This window comes from Megasphaera sp. DISK 18, assembly GCF_001682955.1.
In the GTDB taxonomy this organism is placed as follows: Bacteria; Bacillota; Negativicutes; order Veillonellales; family Megasphaeraceae; genus Megasphaera; species Megasphaera massiliensis.
The window spans coordinates 48,096-64,934 of sequence record NZ_LUGJ01000063.1; the positions used below are offsets into that span (position 1 = coordinate 48,096).

Annotated in this window: 14 protein-coding genes and 2 other annotated features (1 of these 16 cut by a window edge); all 14 genes read right to left on the reverse strand. The window is 47.0% G+C overall.

All coding sequences use genetic code 11. From position 1 onward, the window contains the following. Positions 1-32, reverse strand: a binding site (T-box leader); it reaches 219 nt to the left of the window's first position. 518 nt (positions 33-550) lie between these two features. Continuing rightward, a complete protein-coding gene (locus A0U42_RS10735; protein ID WP_083122548.1) occupies positions 551-1,552 on the reverse strand; it encodes a bile acid:sodium symporter family protein in 1,002 nt (333 codons plus the stop codon). 86 nt (positions 1,553-1,638) lie between these two features. Continuing rightward, positions 1,639-1,891: a binding site (T-box leader), on the reverse strand. Positions 1,892-2,132: 241 nt separating this feature from the next. Continuing rightward, the gene (locus A0U42_RS10740; RefSeq protein ID WP_065360971.1) at positions 2,133-3,152 is read right to left on the reverse strand and encodes a proline racemase family protein; all 1,020 of its coding nucleotides are present in this window, start codon (positions 3,150-3,152) and stop codon (positions 2,133-2,135) included. A gap of 12 nt (positions 3,153-3,164) precedes the next feature. Further along, entirely contained in the window at positions 3,165-4,544 is a 1,380-nt protein-coding gene (gene ortB / locus A0U42_RS10745) for a 2-amino-4-oxopentanoate thiolase subunit OrtB (RefSeq protein ID WP_255304175.1), read from the reverse strand. A gap of 23 nt (positions 4,545-4,567) precedes the next feature. Further along, positions 4,568-4,870: a 2-amino-4-oxopentanoate thiolase subunit OrtA gene (ortA, locus tag A0U42_RS10750; protein ID WP_065360973.1), complete on the reverse strand. Its 303-nt coding sequence runs from the start codon at positions 4,868-4,870 to the stop codon at positions 4,568-4,570. Positions 4,871-4,936: 66 nt separating this feature from the next. Further along, positions 4,937-7,294 (reverse strand): pyruvate formate lyase family protein, encoded by a 2,358-nt coding sequence (locus A0U42_RS10755; RefSeq protein ID WP_065360974.1) that lies wholly within the window; start codon positions 7,292-7,294, stop codon positions 4,937-4,939. 15 nt (positions 7,295-7,309) lie between these two features. Continuing rightward, positions 7,310-8,290 (reverse strand): glycyl-radical enzyme activating protein, encoded by a 981-nt coding sequence (locus tag A0U42_RS10760; protein ID WP_065360975.1) that lies wholly within the window; start codon positions 8,288-8,290, stop codon positions 7,310-7,312. A 15-nt stretch (positions 8,291-8,305) separates the two neighbouring features. After that, entirely contained in the window at positions 8,306-9,223 is a 918-nt protein-coding gene (locus A0U42_RS10765; protein ID WP_065360976.1) for a sulfite exporter TauE/SafE family protein, read from the reverse strand. 173 nt (positions 9,224-9,396) lie between these two features. Further along, positions 9,397-10,278 carry a helix-turn-helix domain-containing protein gene (locus A0U42_RS10770; protein ID WP_065360977.1) on the reverse strand — a complete coding sequence of 294 codons (882 nt, stop codon included), beginning with the start codon at positions 10,276-10,278 and terminating at the stop codon, positions 9,397-9,399. 129 nt (positions 10,279-10,407) lie between these two features. Further along, positions 10,408-10,980, reverse strand: a complete 573-nt coding sequence (locus tag A0U42_RS10775) for a uracil-DNA glycosylase family protein (RefSeq protein ID WP_065360978.1) — start codon at positions 10,978-10,980, stop codon at positions 10,408-10,410. 63 nt (positions 10,981-11,043) lie between these two features. Next, entirely contained in the window at positions 11,044-11,721 is a 678-nt protein-coding gene (locus tag A0U42_RS10780) for a DUF554 domain-containing protein (protein ID WP_065360979.1), read from the reverse strand. Positions 11,722-11,822: 101 nt separating this feature from the next. Beyond that, entirely contained in the window at positions 11,823-12,836 is a 1,014-nt protein-coding gene (locus A0U42_RS10785; RefSeq protein WP_065360980.1) for a bile acid:sodium symporter family protein, read from the reverse strand. 108 nt (positions 12,837-12,944) lie between these two features. Further along, positions 12,945-14,597, reverse strand: a complete 1,653-nt coding sequence (ilvD, locus tag A0U42_RS10790; RefSeq protein ID WP_065360981.1) for a dihydroxy-acid dehydratase — start codon at positions 14,595-14,597, stop codon at positions 12,945-12,947. 44 nt (positions 14,598-14,641) lie between these two features. Then, on the reverse strand, positions 14,642-15,145 hold the full coding sequence (ilvN, locus tag A0U42_RS10795; protein ID WP_065360982.1) for an acetolactate synthase small subunit: 504 nt from the start codon (positions 15,143-15,145) through the stop codon (positions 14,642-14,644). Further along, positions 15,142-16,839, reverse strand: a complete 1,698-nt coding sequence (gene ilvB / locus A0U42_RS10800; protein WP_065360983.1) for a biosynthetic-type acetolactate synthase large subunit — start codon at positions 16,837-16,839, stop codon at positions 15,142-15,144. Before ilvB ends, ilvN begins: the two co-directional genes overlap by 4 nt.

Consider the following 16,839-nt stretch of genomic DNA (forward strand, 5'->3'; position numbering starts at 1 on the left):
CTAACATTACTACTTCCATTCAACACTGTTTTGTATTTGTTGGTGATAATTATACATCCGTTCAAATTAATAGTCAATATATTATCTATCTTTTTATCTAATTATTTTAAGTTATACTTTCCGCATACATAAATCTTATATATTTCAGTTGTAAAAAGGCTCCCCTTAAGCCGCACCAGATTTTATTCCGGTCCCGACGTTAAAGAGGAGCCTCTCAAGTTTAGATTCTATCAACCTTTATTCAATTACCGCTTTTTCACCACGGAGATAACCGTGATCCCATTCCCACTGCTGTGCGATGCAATAACCTGATTTCGTGCATCGGAAGCACTGGAAGCATTTACCATGGTGGAACTGACACTGCCTCGAGACGTTTTACTCGTAGTTTTATATCGAAACCTTACTTCATAGCGGCCACCCATAACGCAACATCTCCCTTTCTAAACACAGGTCCAACGGCGAAGCCATGCCGGCTATTTGCCGTAAGAAACGAGCCGATATTCATTATGAGTCCATTATATACGGAATAAAGAATACTGACAACAGATGATTAATGGTTGCCCGGAACGGCATCCATGACGGCCTGCGCTTGGAGGGCCGCATTACGTTTCTTTTCTCTGGCATCCATGTGGCGAGCGAAGAGGCCTGCCAAGATAGATCCCGTTACTTGATGAACAAGAGCGCCGACGGCGGCCGGAATGGCGACGGCCGGAGCAAAGAATACCGATACTAAGGAAATGGCCAGGGCATCGTTTTGCATCCCGACTTCAAGGGTAACTGAATGCTGCTGTTTTTTCCCGAAACCCAATTTTCCGGTGACGAAATACCCGAGAAGGAAACCGCCGAGATTGTGAAGGAGAACCATGACGATAACGAAAAGTCCCATTTCCAAAATCTTAGCGCCATTGACAGCAATGACACCGCCGAGGATAACCAAAACACCAAAAGCGGAAACAAGAACCAAGATTTTCGACAAAGAAACGACGTGCTTTTCCCCCATCAGGCGATGAGCCAAAAGGCCGAGGACTAAGGGGACCAAGATAACTTTCATGACCGTCATGGCCATGGCCACAAAGGAGACTTCAACCCACTGACCGGCAAGACCCCAAACGATAAAGGGCATCATGATCGGCGCCAAGAGGATCGAGCAGGTCGTGATGGAAACGGAAAGAGGCACGTCGGCTTTCGCCAAGAAGCCCATGACATTCGATGCCGTACCGCTGGGGCAGGAACCGAGGAGGATCATACCGACAGCCATTTCCGGCGGCATTTCAAAGGCCAGGACCAGGCCATACGCCAAGAGGGGCATGATCGTATAATGAGCGGCACAACCGACGAGGACTTCCTTCGGCCGTTGAACAATCAATTTAAAGTCGCTGGCATGAAGAGTCATCCCCATACCGAACATGATGATCCCCAAGAGGAGGACCGTATGCGGCACGGCCCATAAAAAGGCACTGGGCACAAAGTAAGCTGCCACAACGACGACCAGGACGATATAGGTTAAATTCTTCCCAACAAAACCGCTTAATTTTCCGATGAAATCCATCATAATAAGGCACATCCTTTCACATTACATTAAATAGTATACAAATACGCAAACGGTTTTGATGGAGCAAAAAAAGGCTTTGCCTCTAAAAAAGAGACAAAGCCTTCACTCTGCGGTACCACTCTTATTGTCATAACGACCACTTTTCCAGCATCTCCGGATATTCCCTTCCAATGCCTGGCTGGATAACGGTTGCCTGCCGGCTGCGTCTACTGGCAAATCTGCGTTCGGGCAGCAGCTCCTGGATGATTTTTCATGTCCGTATTCCATCCTGCCTCTCAGCTTTCAGCAGGTCTCTGTCATGGCGTTCCCGACATTACTTCTTCCATTCAACACTGTTCTGTATTTGTTGTTGTAATTATACAGCCATCGCCATCAGTAGTCAATAGATTATTAAGTTTATTTCCATGTTTTATCATTAAGTTAAGTTTTACAAAATGTAATCCCGTTTATTATAACGTTTAACTTAGGATAAATAATTGTTTATGCTAAAATATCTGTTTTTGCCATACGGAAAAATGCCGAAGCTCCAAGTGTTTCCTTACCCGTTTCACTATCTGAACAACTGATTTCTACATCTCCATTATTTCAATAGGAATCCTTGTTTCAGAGGATCTTTGGGATCAATCAAGAATGTATTAAATCCAACAATAGAAGCGGTTCCGGAAATGCGTGGAATAATAGCAGCATAGTCTCCCACCTTGCATTCTTTCACAATTTCGCCTTTAAACTTTGTTTCTAATACACTTTCACAAATAACAGAATCACCGACATTCAACAAATTTTTAGCATGCATAAAGGCAATTTTGGCACTGGTTCCCGTTCCGCATGGTGAGCGGTCTACCTGGCTGTCACCAAAGGCAACAAAATTTTGGAAATCAGCCTCCTTGCTTTTGGCCGGTCCATAAAATTCAACTTCATCTACCCCTGCAATGTGCTGAAGTATAGGATGTTGAACCCTTACATTTTGATTAAGACCATCCCGAATTTCCATGCCAATTTTACAAAGGACTTCCGAATTTTTGGGGCAAATATCGAGATCAACCTGCTCTGCCGATACCAAGGCAAAGAAGTTTCCCCCAAACGAAATATCACAAACCACCTCTTTCTCCAAGGAAGGAACAAAGATAGAGATATCTTTCTTATACAAGAAGGAGGGGACATTTTCAAAGGAAACAAACTCCACATCACCCGATGGATTAAGATGAACAGTACCATGAATCAAACCTGCCGGCGTATCCTGTACAACCTTTACCTGAGATTCGCCTTGGGGAACATCGACCCATCCGCATTCAACGGCAACCGTCATGGCTGCAATAGTATTGTGTCCGCACATGTTTAAATAACCGCTGGAATCCATGAAGATAATACCGTAATCTGCTTCTTCATTGGCGGGTTCACAAATAAAAGCCCCAAACATATCCTGATGTCCCCGCGGTTCCAGCATTAGGGATTTACGTAACCCATCCTTATGTGTTTCCAGGTACTGCCTTTTTTCAGCCATTGTTTTGCCGGGAAACTTAGGGATACCCCCAATGATCAAACGGGCAGCTTCCCCTGCGGTATGCGTATCAATAGCCGTCAGCATCTGCGTAAACTTCATGATAAACTCTCCTTACAGACCCAATGTTTCTTTAACAAAAGCAATATCACTCTTCGTTTCATCTGCCAAAAAAGACAAATCATCTTCCGTAGGCATATCTACACCTGATTTTTTCACGGCCTTTTTAATAAGGGCTTGCCGGAAATGATGGATATCTGCATCTTGATGGCAAATAAAGGAAGGATCCTTCGGCAAAATAAGGTTAACTCCCGGCTGATCTTCTGTATCAGGATTACCAAACCGAATATCGATGCCATGATCCCGGGCAAACGACATCTGAGGTTGAATGTGTTTTCCCGCTCCGGTATATTCCGTCTCACTGACAACGATTACGGCATCTTCAGGCAGTTCCTGTGCCAAGGAAAAGGCTGCCGCTAAGGCCGTATTTCCGGCAGGTCCTCGTTCGAGGCCTTCCAGATTTGCCAATACCTCCGTCATATACATAACATCCCCCTGTTTTACCGTAACATATCGATCCATGTACCGCAAGGGACGGGCAGCGCTGCGAGGTACATCGGAATGGTCGGGATCCATGGCAAAGGGAACACCGAAGCCGGTGTGACCTGTCGTGCAGGACTTTTTATTAAACTGTCTGTCTGAAGCCATGTGCAGGCCTGTAAGATCGATGGAGGCTGCAACCATGGTCGTGTCACTCGCACCTGCTTTTAACAACCCCCGTGCAGTACCGGTAATCATACCGCCGCCAGCATTCGTACAAATAACAGCATCGGGGAATCTTCCCGCTTTCTCCTGGCACTGTTGTGCAATTTCATACCCTAAGGTTTCAATACCGGCAATACCAAAAGGAGAATACAGGGAGGCATTGAAATATCCCGTATCTTCCATTACGGAAAGAAACGTATAAAAGAGTTCCGGCCCAACCGTAAGCTGAAGGACTTCGGCACCCAAAGCCTCACATTTACGTGCTTTTTCGATGATTTCCAGCTGACCTACCCCATTAGAATCGTAGCATTCCTGTACAATGATACAGTTCAATCCCTGCATCGCGGCCTGTGAGGCAACGGCTGCGCCATAGTTACCCGAAGTAGCTGCCATAACTCCTTTAAAGCCAAGTTTCTTCGCATGCGCAACGGCACAAGCAGCTCGCCGGGCTTTAAAACTACCCGAGGCATTCGTCGCTTCATCTTTAATAAAAATACGCGCCCCATACCCAGGTTTTGCATATTTTCTAGCAAGGCTCGTTATATTACGCAATTCAAGAAGAGGCGTATTGCCAACGCCCGTCCGGCTTTGAATTTCTATGATTTTTTCTAAGGTATATCCCGTTGCTTCCATGAGTTTTTCATAGTCAAAAGCAATCGATCCGCTTTCAAATTGACTAAAGTCAATCCCCAGCGATTTTTTCATAATTTCATTAGACCGACTCATCACCGATGCATAGTCTTTTTTTTACATTATGCTTCACCTCTCATAATAGAACGCAGTTGTTTATCGATTTCAATAATTTCAGGGACAAAATGGCCATAGCTATGGGTATAGTAAGGATGGACTTCTGTTAAAATTCCTGTAGCCATACGCCCAGCTGCCGTCTTTACCGTAACTTCATCACCAATGGCCGCATCACTCTGGATAAAGCCCTTCGTCCACATTTCTAAATCACATTTTTTCGTATCTTCCGGTAACTTAGCCGTCCGTTCTTCCGCTTTCAATACGATAGAATGGATACGCACCCAATCTCCTGCTTTTGCTGTATTCATAATCATATCTCCTTTATCAATATGGGGAGGATACAGATCTTGTCTGTATCCTCCACCGACTGCTATTTATAAACCACGTTGAATCGTTCGTTCAATGATATTATCCTGAATTTCCTTAGACAGATCAACAAAATATGCCGAGTAGCCTGCCACACGAACTAAGATATGCTTGTAGTTCTGCGGATCCTGTTGAGCGGCCCGCAGGACTTCATTATTGACAACATTGATTTGAATGTGGAATCCGTTTTGTGCAAAGTGAGCCCGGAACACAGATTCAATGATATCAATCCCTTTTTCGCCGGCAACAATGGCTGGATCAAACCGTTGATTGAGAAGCAATCCGCTCTGCGGCACCAACTCATCGCACCATCCCAAAGAGTTGACGACAGCCGTCGGACCATTGGTGTCCATCCCTGGCGAAGGGGATACGTTATCGGCACAAGGAGTGTTCGCCATACGCCCATCCGGGGTAGCACCCAGAGATTTACCCAAGGTGACATTATAGGACTGTGTAGCGACAAGAATGGTATAGGCCCCGCCCATCGCATCCTTATACTGTTCAAAAGAATCTTCGATAAAATGAATCAGCCATTCAGCGTATTGATCCACATCCTCAATATTATTACCGAATTTCGGAGCCTTATTGAGAAGCATTTGACGTACATCTTCACGGCCTTCAAAATTGGTATCCAAAAGGTCCATGAGCTCATCCATCGTCAAGTAATGCTTTTTAAAGACACACTCTTCAATGGCGGCTAACGAATCGACGACGTTGGCAATACCGCTTACACCAATTGCGCTGTAGTGATGATGGGAGCCTTTTTGCTGTAACAGTTTCCCCTGTTGAATGCAGCCGTCTGAAAAGAGAGAACCCGTAATCGTAGGCAAGGCAAACGCGTGCGCTGCCAATGTACGGTTACACATATCCACAAAGTGCTTGAGGAAATAGTTATGCTGCTTTTCATAGGCCTCCATAACTTGGCGAATATTCACGAAGTCCCGGACATCTCCTGTTTGAGGACCAACTTGTTTCTTCGTGATCGGATCATAGCCGTTGTGCAGTGCAATTTCAAAAATTTTAATAGGATTAAAGTATCCCGGATTACTCTGAAAGTCAGTTTTCCCTAAAACATGGGGTTCGATGCAGCCGCAAATCCCCCAATTTCGGGCTTCTTTCAAAGTAAATCCAAGGCCCAAAAGATAGACAATAGCCGTATTGTCGTTATAGAAAGCAGGATGACTTCCACCATCTTTGACGACATCGATTGCCAAACGGAACGTTTCTTCATCAATCCCCGGATGCCAGCGGAAAGAAATGCAGGGCTCATCCGTCTGTAACTGTTTCATGCCGCGTAAGAAAACCCGTGTCAATTCGTTGCAGCCGTCTTTGCCATTGGGCAGAACACCGCCGAGCATGATGTGCATCCATAAGGGATTTCCCGGGTCGGCTTTCGATTCCTGTTCAGAGCGGACATTCCATAATTCACAAATTTTTAACTTAAATTCATTGATAATATCGATAAAATACTGTTCGTCCTTACCTTCATCAACTTCGTTTTTATAGAAAGGATACATGTACTGGTCATACCGACCCAGCGTATGGTCGCCACCGGCAGCTTCCAACATCTGGCATAAATGGTTTATCCAAACTAATTGATTTGCCTGAAGAAAGGTCTTAGGAGCAAATTCCGGAACGACACGTAAGTTTTCGGCCATCACTTCCAGTTCCTGCTTCCGTTCGGGATCTGCACATTCTCCGGCCATTTTTTCAGCCAAATCGGCATATCGGTGGGCAAAACGAATAATAGCTTCCATAACGATGATCATAGACTGCCAGGCGATGATTTGTTCCATATCATAGACATCGGCAACTTTAAACTCCGCCAATTTCGCTTTGCATTCATCGATATAGTACCGATATCCATATTTTACTAATTCCTCATAGTTCGGAGAGTGATTCATGGTTGACTGATCGGCAATACCATGGGTACAAATGCCGGCCGCTAACATATCCTTAATTTTTTCGCTTTCTTGAGCCCGCGAAAAATCCCCGAAAGAATGACCTTTCCACTGTTTAACCAGCTCGCGTAATTCATCTTTTTCACCGGGCAAAAAGGATAATTTATCTTCTTGCCGGGTATCCATCGTTTCTAAATCGGTCTGCAGCCACGACGTAATATCCGGATATACTTCAACGTATTGCCAACCAGGCCCCAAGTGCCCTGCCAGCTGTTCCAAGTCTTTATCGATAAAGATCCGTTTGTTATCCAGAAAATAAGCAAAAGCATGAGCTCGACGCAAGATGTAATTGTCCATAGACGGTTTGCTATAGAACTCCGTCATCAGCCTCGCCCGATCCAAATCGATCACTGCGTTCGTGTTTCTTACCAAGTCATTCATTTTTGCAATTCGTTCTGATCTCATCTTTTTTCTCCTTTACTAGTGAGCACTTTCTGCTGAGCAGGCTGTGTCCTTTTTTACCCGCTCCGTGCTCGGAATAATATATTTTGTATTGTCTTTTGTATAAAAACAAACCTTACCAGATAGTTCTAACACTTCATTTGCTGCCGCTACCAGCTGACGCATAGCATTATCTGAAGGGGTCTCCACCTCATCGGCTTCATAAACTCTGCCAAGAGACGTATACTTACTCTTGCCAAAATCATGATAGGGCAACAGTTCATACTCATGAATCGTTTTAATCGCAGCGATAAAGTTTGAAATACCTTGAATATTTTCTACACTATCATTCCATCCCGGGATAACGGGAGTCCGAATCGTAATCGGCATGCCCGTCTCAGCAATGCGGCGTATATTTTCTAAAATAACCTCATTCGTCTGTCCGGTCAGTTCTCTGTGTATCTCCGGATTGATATGCTTTATATCCATGAACATACTGTCGATATAAGGTAAAACAATTTTAAATTTTTCAAAATCTGCAGCGCCGCAGCTTTCCATAGCCGTATTAATGCCACAGGCCTTACATTTTTTAGCGATAGCTAAAACAAGCTCCGGCTGCAGAAGTGGTTCGCCACCCGAAAAGGTCACGCCACCATTATTTTGTTGATAAAAAAAGCGGTCTTTATAGATTTCCTTAAAAATCTCCTCAGGCGTGCGATTTTCACCTACCAACTTCTTACTGCCAGTACAACAAATGTCCGTACAATGGAAGCACTGCGTACATAACTTACGGTCAATGCCAAAAGTATTGTCTTTTGGAAAAATCGCTTTTTGCGGACATTCGTCCATACATCGACCACATCCAATACAACGACTGGGAAGTTCCATCACTTGCGGCGTCCCCATCTGTGACTCAGGATTCGCGCACCATTTGCATCGCAAAGGACATCCCTTAAGAAAAACAATCGTCCGAATGCCTTCACCATCGTGGATGGAACACTTTTGAATGTTAAAAATCATACCAATCCCTCTCTATCAACTGGCTTCAGTCATCGCTATCGAGTCATCACCATGCTTCTGTCTGGCTCTCCATGCGTCCCGGAAAAAAGTCCCCGAACAAATAATCATAACCACACATACAAGATAGGTCAGCATCGTCAGCGGCAAGGACGTAACGATAAAGGCTGCCACGAGAACGGCCAGGCAGCCCACAATCAACATTGGGATGGCTGATATCCGCTCATATTTACCCGCTTTAATAAAGGTAACCCCATTCGCCAAACACATATATCCGCTAGCACCCATCATGATTGGAAAGGCAATATTCGCATTCATTCCTAACATGAGTACAAGAGCCATGCAGGGGGCATAGAAGCCAATCCCAATGGCCATAAAGCTCCCAAAAAGAAAGCTAAACAGCGTAGCAATGGCAAGTTTCATACCGGTTAACCCCGTAGCCGTCCCCAAAATACCAAAAGGACCCACTCCGTTAATTTTGCAAAGGGTAATAATCGCCACAACAAGGAGCGCTATACCCATGCCAATCCGAATTTTTTCAGTATCCAAACGGGTTACGACCTTCGCCCCAACAATGGCTCCGACCATAGAGAACCCGATCATGAGGGCTAACGTCAAAGGATCTACATCTACCTTTTGTATGAAAATCGTGCCTTCTATACACATAGGGATAACAAAAACAGCATTTAAGGTTCCTGGAATTAAATGGTCTGGCATTGACTTTTTAAACTTCCAAGCCGATGTTGCAATGGCAAAGCTGCCAATCCCCAGGGTATCAAAAAAATTAGAAACGGCACTGACCAATATATTATATTTTACATTTACTTTAACAGTCTTGCTCTGCTCCCAATGTCGCTTAACATCAACAATCATGTAGATTATATAAGGAATTGCCAATAGCCACATCACTAAGATTAACACCGCACCAACACTCATAAGAAAAAATCTCCTTTCGAATTACACATCTTTACAATAAAAAAAGCGCTTTTTTAATTTCTACTTAATCCCGAATAATGCATCATTGTTATGAATTAAGTATATAAAAAAGCGCTTTTTTATACTATGAAATTATCTACCAATAATATGAAAATCTTAACATTTACAATTTATCATTTTAACTCTCGATATGCACCGGGTGTTAATCCGGTATGCCGTTTAAAATAAAGAATAAAGTGACTCACATCACTAAAACCGCATTTAAACGATACTTCTGAAACAGTACAATCGGTATCACTCAACAAATCCATAGCCTTCATAATACGATAATGGAGTATATATTGATTCGGACTCTCGCGAATAAACTGTTTAAAGCATCGACAGCATTCACCGACACTAATTCCGACATGAGCCGCAATATCCGCTAACTGAATAGTTTCGGCATAGTGTTCATGAATAAAAGAAAGCATGGCTCTCATTCGTTCCTGACGGCGATAATATGACTTTGGGGGAATCCTAACGTCATTCTTAAGATATTGCAGCATTTCTCCCCAAATAGTCACTAATATCACGGCAACTCTATATTCAAATCCTTGCCGCTTTTCCTTGAGCAACGTTTCAATCTCTTTCAAGTGGCTTACAATCCCACGCTGCCACGCTATTCCCGATTGAAAGACGACGGTCTGAAAAAGATAATCGCTCGTATAGGGAAAAACATAGGATTTTTCCATCCGGCTTCCCGAAAAAAAGCCTAATAATCTTGAAGGTAAATCGATGCTGAAATATCGGCCACCTTCACTAAGATCTCGAGATACATGCAAGAGACGTTGATTAATAAAAATGGCATCCCCTTGCTTTAAATCATATAACTTGCCGTCAACCTGCATCACCATAGTCCCGGAAGAGACGACGGTAAATTGCAATTCTTCATGCCAATGTAAATCTAAATGTCCACGCCCTTTAGGGACAATACTGTCGCGCGTAACTTCATAAAGACCGACGGGGAAGATTACATCGTTATACTGATTCACTTCATGCAATGACTTCTCATCCATCTGCCTGCCTCCTTCACCCATAGCCCTATCACAAAAGGCTTCCTTTTTATGACGATATAAATCATCAATATGTATAATAGTAACCGATAAACAAAAAAACAATCAAGAGCCGGCAGTTTGTGTTCTTCCTCATAAAAGTTTAGAGATACACGTTCTTAACACCGGCACGACATCGGCTTTAAACCAGGGATTAGACGCCTGCCAGCGGAAATTCAGCGGGCTGGGATGGACGAGTGGGAAGTAATCGGGCAAATAGGCTTCGAAGTTTCTTACCGTCTCGGTCAGGTTGCGCCCTTTCCTGCCTTTTAAATAGTAATCCATGGCGTATTTCCCAATCAGTAAGGTCAGGGACAGGTTGGGCATGAGAGATAAAATATCAGGATGATATTCAGCGGCAATGAATTTGCGCGGCGGCTTATCGCCTGTTTTCGCCTTGCCGGGGTAGTAGAAGTCCATGGGCATGATGGAAACGGCGGTTGAGTAGAAAACAGAAGCGTCGATTCCCATCCATTCCATCAGGGTTTCCCCGGACTTATCATGAAAAGGAATGCCCGACTCTTCTACCTTTCGCCCCGGAGCCTGGCCGATGATCAAGATTTTGGCTTCCTCGTGAATCTGAAAAATGGGGTCAATCCCCCGTTCTGTATAGTCTTTGTTCCGTTCATCTTGGCGAAGTTTATCCATGATGTCCTGCAAGTTCATAACATATTCCCTCCATTCGATAAAAAGGCAGAAATCTGATTCCAGATCTCTGCCCACAAAGGATTATATCAAAAAGCTGTAGTATATGATGGGTATGAATAAGGCCGGCAAAAAGTCGGCGACCTTAAATTTCGTCAGTTGAAGCATATTGAGGGCAATGGCCAAGATCATGAGGCAGCCGACAGCATTGAGTTCGCGGACGACATCGGTTGTCATCAGCGGCAGCAAGAAGGTCGCTAATACATAGAATATCGTTTCATAAACAAAAAGTACAATCCCAACGGGAACGACGCCAAGTCCGTATAAGGCGCCGAAAATAAAAGACGATACGGCGTCGATAGCGCTTTTAAAATAGAGCAAGTCATTGCTCCCTAAGGCTGCCTGAATGGGTCCGATAATAGCCATGGCACCGATGGTCTCCATCATGGACAAGGTCACAAACCCTTTGACGAATTTAGAATCGTCGCCGCGGCTCAAATGTGTTTTAAGGAATTCCCCGAATTGATTCATCCGGTCTTCAATTCGGATGGCCGTCCCGAGGACCGTGCCGATAATCATACTGGCCAAAACGAGGAGCATATTCTGACTTTGGACGGCCCCTTGAATCCCCATAGCCGCCAGTCCCAGGGCGATGACCCACAGAACGGGAGTCGTAAATCGCTCAGATATCCGATTTTTTAATCCGACTCCAATAACGGCCGCCAAAGATGAGGTCACTGCGTTGACAATAACACCGATCATAAACTTGCCTCCTGACTTTTAAACTACGTTTATTATAGCAAAAAAAGGTGCTGCCGAACATAAAGACAACACCTTTTTCCACAACCAAACGAACTTGTTCACTACTTATGAGCCGCCGATAAGACACTGCTTGATGCCTGTTCGTCGTCGGCTTGATAGTCACTATCAAAGCGTTTATTTAAATAATTGACATAAAGATAAGCAAGGCCTGCGCCTGAAATATTGTGCCAAGCGCTGAAGATAGCGCCGGGGACCCCTGCCATGGGAAGGGCGGCAAAATGGGTTTTGGCAAGCCCCGTGGCCAAGCCCGAATTCTGCATACCGACTTCGATGGATACGGCAACCATCTTTTTCCAGCTCATGCCGCAGAGGTGGCCGATAAAGAATCCCAGGGCATAGCCGAGGCAGTTATGCAAGATGACGACGAGCAGGATAAGGCCCGAGCTGTTGAGGATGGAATCGCGGCTGGCACCGATGATACCGGCGATGAGGAAGGAAATAGCCATGGCTGACACGGCCGGAAGATAGTCGAGAGCAGCTCCGGCAAGCTTCGGCAGAAAGCGCTTGACTAAAAGCCCCAGGGCGATAGGAACGATGACGATCTGTACGATGGATAAGAACATGCTGACAGGATTAAAGGAAATACGCTGACCGATGATCAGATACGTCAAGAGGGGCGTCAAGACCGGAGACAATAAGGTCGAAATACTGGTAATGGTGACCGATAAGGGAACGTCGCCTTTACTCATGAAGGTGATGACATTGGACGACGTACCGCCCGGGCAGGTCCCGACGAGGACGACGCCTGCCGTCAGAGCCGGATCAAGGCGAAATACGGTCGCCAGGACGAAGGCCAGGAACGGCATGACGAAATACTGGGCACAAACGCCGAAAAATACGTCCTTAGGCTGCTTCAAAACGAGGACGAAATCGCTGGCGCTCATGGTCATGCCCATGCCAAACATGATGATGCCCAAGAGAACCGACAAGACGGAAATGCCGCCGACATGGCCTAAAACCCAAGAAAAACTCGTCGGCATCGTAAGGCCGATGATGAGAAAGATGATGGCGATGACGCCAAAAAACTTACCGATGAGAGCACAAACCTGTTTCATAATAAGCCCCTTTTCATATCATTTTATATTCAGATAAAATAAATCTCCTGCCCCCATTCCCTGCGCAGCATAGGCGAAGGGCACGGAAGCAGGAGATAACATTCAGTCTTACTGCATGACAGCGCCGGTATTGGCCGACGTAACAAGCTTAGCATACCGTGACAGGTAGCCCGTCTTGACCTTCGGTTCCGGCTGCTTCCAAGCAGCTCGGCGTTTAGCGAGTTCTTCATCGCTGACTTCCAGTTCCAGTTTACGATTCGGGATGTCGATAGAAATCGTATCGCCGTCGTGAACTAAGGCCAAGGGACCGCCTTCCATCGCTTCCGGTGAAATGTGGCCGATACAGGCACCGCGGCTGGCACCGCTGAAGCGGCCGTCGGTCAAGAGGGCGACTTTCAAGCCCATGCCGGTGATGACTGCCGTCGGATTGAGCATTTCTCGCATGCCGGGCCCACCCTTCGGACCTTCATAGCGGATGACGACGACGTGCCCTTCTTTGATGTCGCCGCGGATGATGGCTTCGATAGCGTCTTCTTCGGCATCGTAGCACTTGGCCGTTCCCTTATAGACCAAGAGGTCTTCATCGACGGCACTTTCTTTGATAACCGATCCTAAGGGGGCTAAATTCCCCTTGAGGACGGCAATGCCCCCTTTATTCATATAGGCATTGTCGACGGAGTGGATGACATCCCGATTGAGGACTTCCGCATCTTTAATGCGGTCGCCTACGGTGCTGGTAATGGTCTTGGCGTCGGTGTGAATCAAGCCCAACTTCGAGACTTCCTTCATGACGGCGCAGATACCGCCGGCTTCGTCGAGATCCTGCATATGGTAGGTCCCACCGGGGCTCATCTTGCAGATATAGGCAGCCTTGCGGCTGATGGCATCGAACTCGTCGAGGGACAGCTGTACCCCCGCTTCATGGGCAATGGCCGGCAGGTGCAGGGCCGTATTGGTAGAACCGCCGATGGCCATGTCGACGGCAATGGCGTTTTCAAAAGCTTCGAGGGTCATGATATCCCGAGGCTTGACGTCGCGGCGAACAAGGTCCAGGACGACTTCTCCGGCTTTTTTGGCCAACATGCGGCGAAGGCCCGTATAAGCAGCCGGGATCGTCCCGTTGCCGGGAAGGCCCATACCCAAGACTTCGGTCATACAGTTCATCGTATTGGCCGTAAATAAGCCGGAGCAGGAACCGCAGCCCGGGCAGGCGTGAAATTCCATTTCATGCATTTCTTCAGCCGTCATCTGGCCGGATTCGACCTTACCGGCGGCTTCAAACATCGTGCTGACACTGATATTGCGGCCCTTATAGCGACCGGCCAGCATGGGACCGCCGCTGACGACGACAGTCGGGATGTTGAGTCTGCCCGCAGCCATGAGCATGGCCGGCACGATTTTATCGCAGTTCGGGATGAGGACTAAGCCGTCGAAAGCATGGGCCGTCGCTACGGCTTCGATGGAGTCGCAGATCAACTCGCGGCTCGAAAGGGAAAAACTCATGCCACGATGACCCATGGCGATGCCGTCACAGACGCCGATAGACGGAAATTCGATAGGCGTACCGCCGGCAGCGGCTACCCCAAGTTTAACGGCCTGGGCAATTTCGCCTAAGTGGACGTGGCCCGGAATAATTTCATTAAAGGCATTACAGATGCCGATCAAAGGCTTCTTCAAATCCTCATCACTATAGCCCATGGCATGGAACAAACTCCGATGGGCCGTTCGGGTAACCCCTTTTTTTACAACATCACTGCGCATAATATCCATCCTCTCTTTATGCCGTACTGGCAGCGGCATATCTATTACATATCCTTCACGGCCGTTTCCCCTCGAGAGAGAGAAATCTGGCCCGTCCGGGCAATTTCAATGATTTCATAGTCTTTCAGCATTTCAAGCAAGGCTTCAATACGATCTTCCCGACCTGTAATGCGCATGGTCAGCGAATGTCGCTGGACATCGACAATCTTAGCCTTGAACAAATTCGCAATATTGGTCAATTCTTCCCGGATTTCGGGCGTCAGACTCCGTATCTTGATCATGGCCAGTTCATAACTGACAAAGGGGGCGTCATCAAGGTTTACCACCTTGATGACGTCGATGAGTTTTGCCAGTTGATTGACTGCCTGATCGAGTTCCCATCGGTTTTCGACGGACACGACGATATTGATGCGGGTCACATCGGATTCCTCCGTGTACCCGGCGTTAATGCATTCAATATTAATGGCTCTGCGGCTGATGAGGCCGGCGACGTGTGTCAGTACGCCGGGCTTATTGTCGCAAAGTAGTGCCAGGTGCTGTTTCGTCACTGGCCTTCACCTCCCAATACCATTTGATCCAATCGTTTTCCGCCGGGAACCATAGGATACACATTTTCATCAGGCGGAATGAATACATCGAGCAAGGCCGGTCCCTCCGTTTGGAATAACCAGGATACGGCATCATCCAATTTTTCCGGACTGCGGACACAGGAGCCGGGAACCCCCATGGCTCTTGAGATGGCCGTCAAATCCGGATTGTCGGCAATGACCGACTGCGAACAGTGACCACTGTAAAACATGCGCTGCCACTGATTGACCATGCCCAAGACGTTGTTGTGGAGAACGACGACTTTGACGTCGACACCGTACTTATGGAGTGTGGCAAATTCCTGACAGTTCATCATGATGCTGCCGTCGCCGGTAAAGAGGACGACCGTAGATGAAGGACAGCCGATTTTAGCACCCATGGCTGCCGGAAGACCGTACCCCATCGTCCCCAATCCCCCGGAGGTAACGAAGTGCCGCGGTTTATTCAGGTTGAAGAACTGAGCCGACCACATTTGATGCTGGCCGACGTCGGTAACGATGATAGTATCCTCATCGGTCGCAGCCTGAACGGCATTAAAAATCGCCTGCGGAGAGATGGTTCCCTCCAGATGACGGGTCGCAAAGGGATGGGCCTTCTTCATGGACAAAACGACGTGCCGCCACCCTTCATATCTTTCATAAAGGGACTGTCCATAAGGTTTCAGTCCCTCACACAGCCGCGGCAGAGACCAGCGAAGATCGGCGTTGACACTGATATCGGCATGGACGATCTTATTGATTTCAACCTTATCGATATCGAAGTGGACGATGGTTGCCTGCGGCGCAAAATTCGCAGCGTCTCCGGTAACGCGGTCATCAAAACGGACGCCGACGGCAAGGAGCAAATCGCACTGGGTAACGGCCATATTGGCGGCGTAAGAGCCATGCATGCCGACCATTCCCAAGTGGCAATCCCAATCATCAGGGATACTGCCCTTCCCCATGAGCGTCGTTACGACCGGTATCCCGAGCGGCTGCACGATAGTGCGCAGGGTTTCTGCCATTTCCGATAAGATGACACCACCGCCGGTGAGGAGGACCGGCCGTTTTGCCTTAGCCAGGGACTTAACGGCACGGACCACATCGTCTTGGCAGCCTTCCTGATTGCCGCTGTAACCTCTAAGGTGAACATCCTTTGGATATTCAAATTCAAAGGACGTGTCGAAGACATCTTTGGCAATGTCGACCAGGACCGGTCCCGGCCGTCCTGTCGAAGCGATGTAGAAGGCCTCTTTCAAGACCCGCGGCAATTCTTTGACGTCCTTTACGAGATAATTATGCTTGGTAATGGGCGTCGTGATACCGGAAATGTCAGCTTCTTGAAAGGAGTCACGGCCGATGAGTGGCGTCGCGACCTGACCGCTGATGATAACCAAGGGAATAGAATCCATATTGGCCGTCGCAATGCCGGTCACCATGTTGCAGACTCCCGGGCCGGAAGTTGCAAAGCAGACTCCGGTGCGCCCCGTCACTCGAGCATAACCGTCGGCAGCGTGAACAGCCCCCTGTTCATGTCCCGTCAAAATATGAGGGAACTCCGCTTTATATAATTCGTCGTATAAGGTTAGGACGGCTCCGCCGGGATAGCCGAATACGACATCTACACCTTCTCGCTGTAAGCATTCAAGGACAGCTTGTGCGCCGGTCATGTTCAT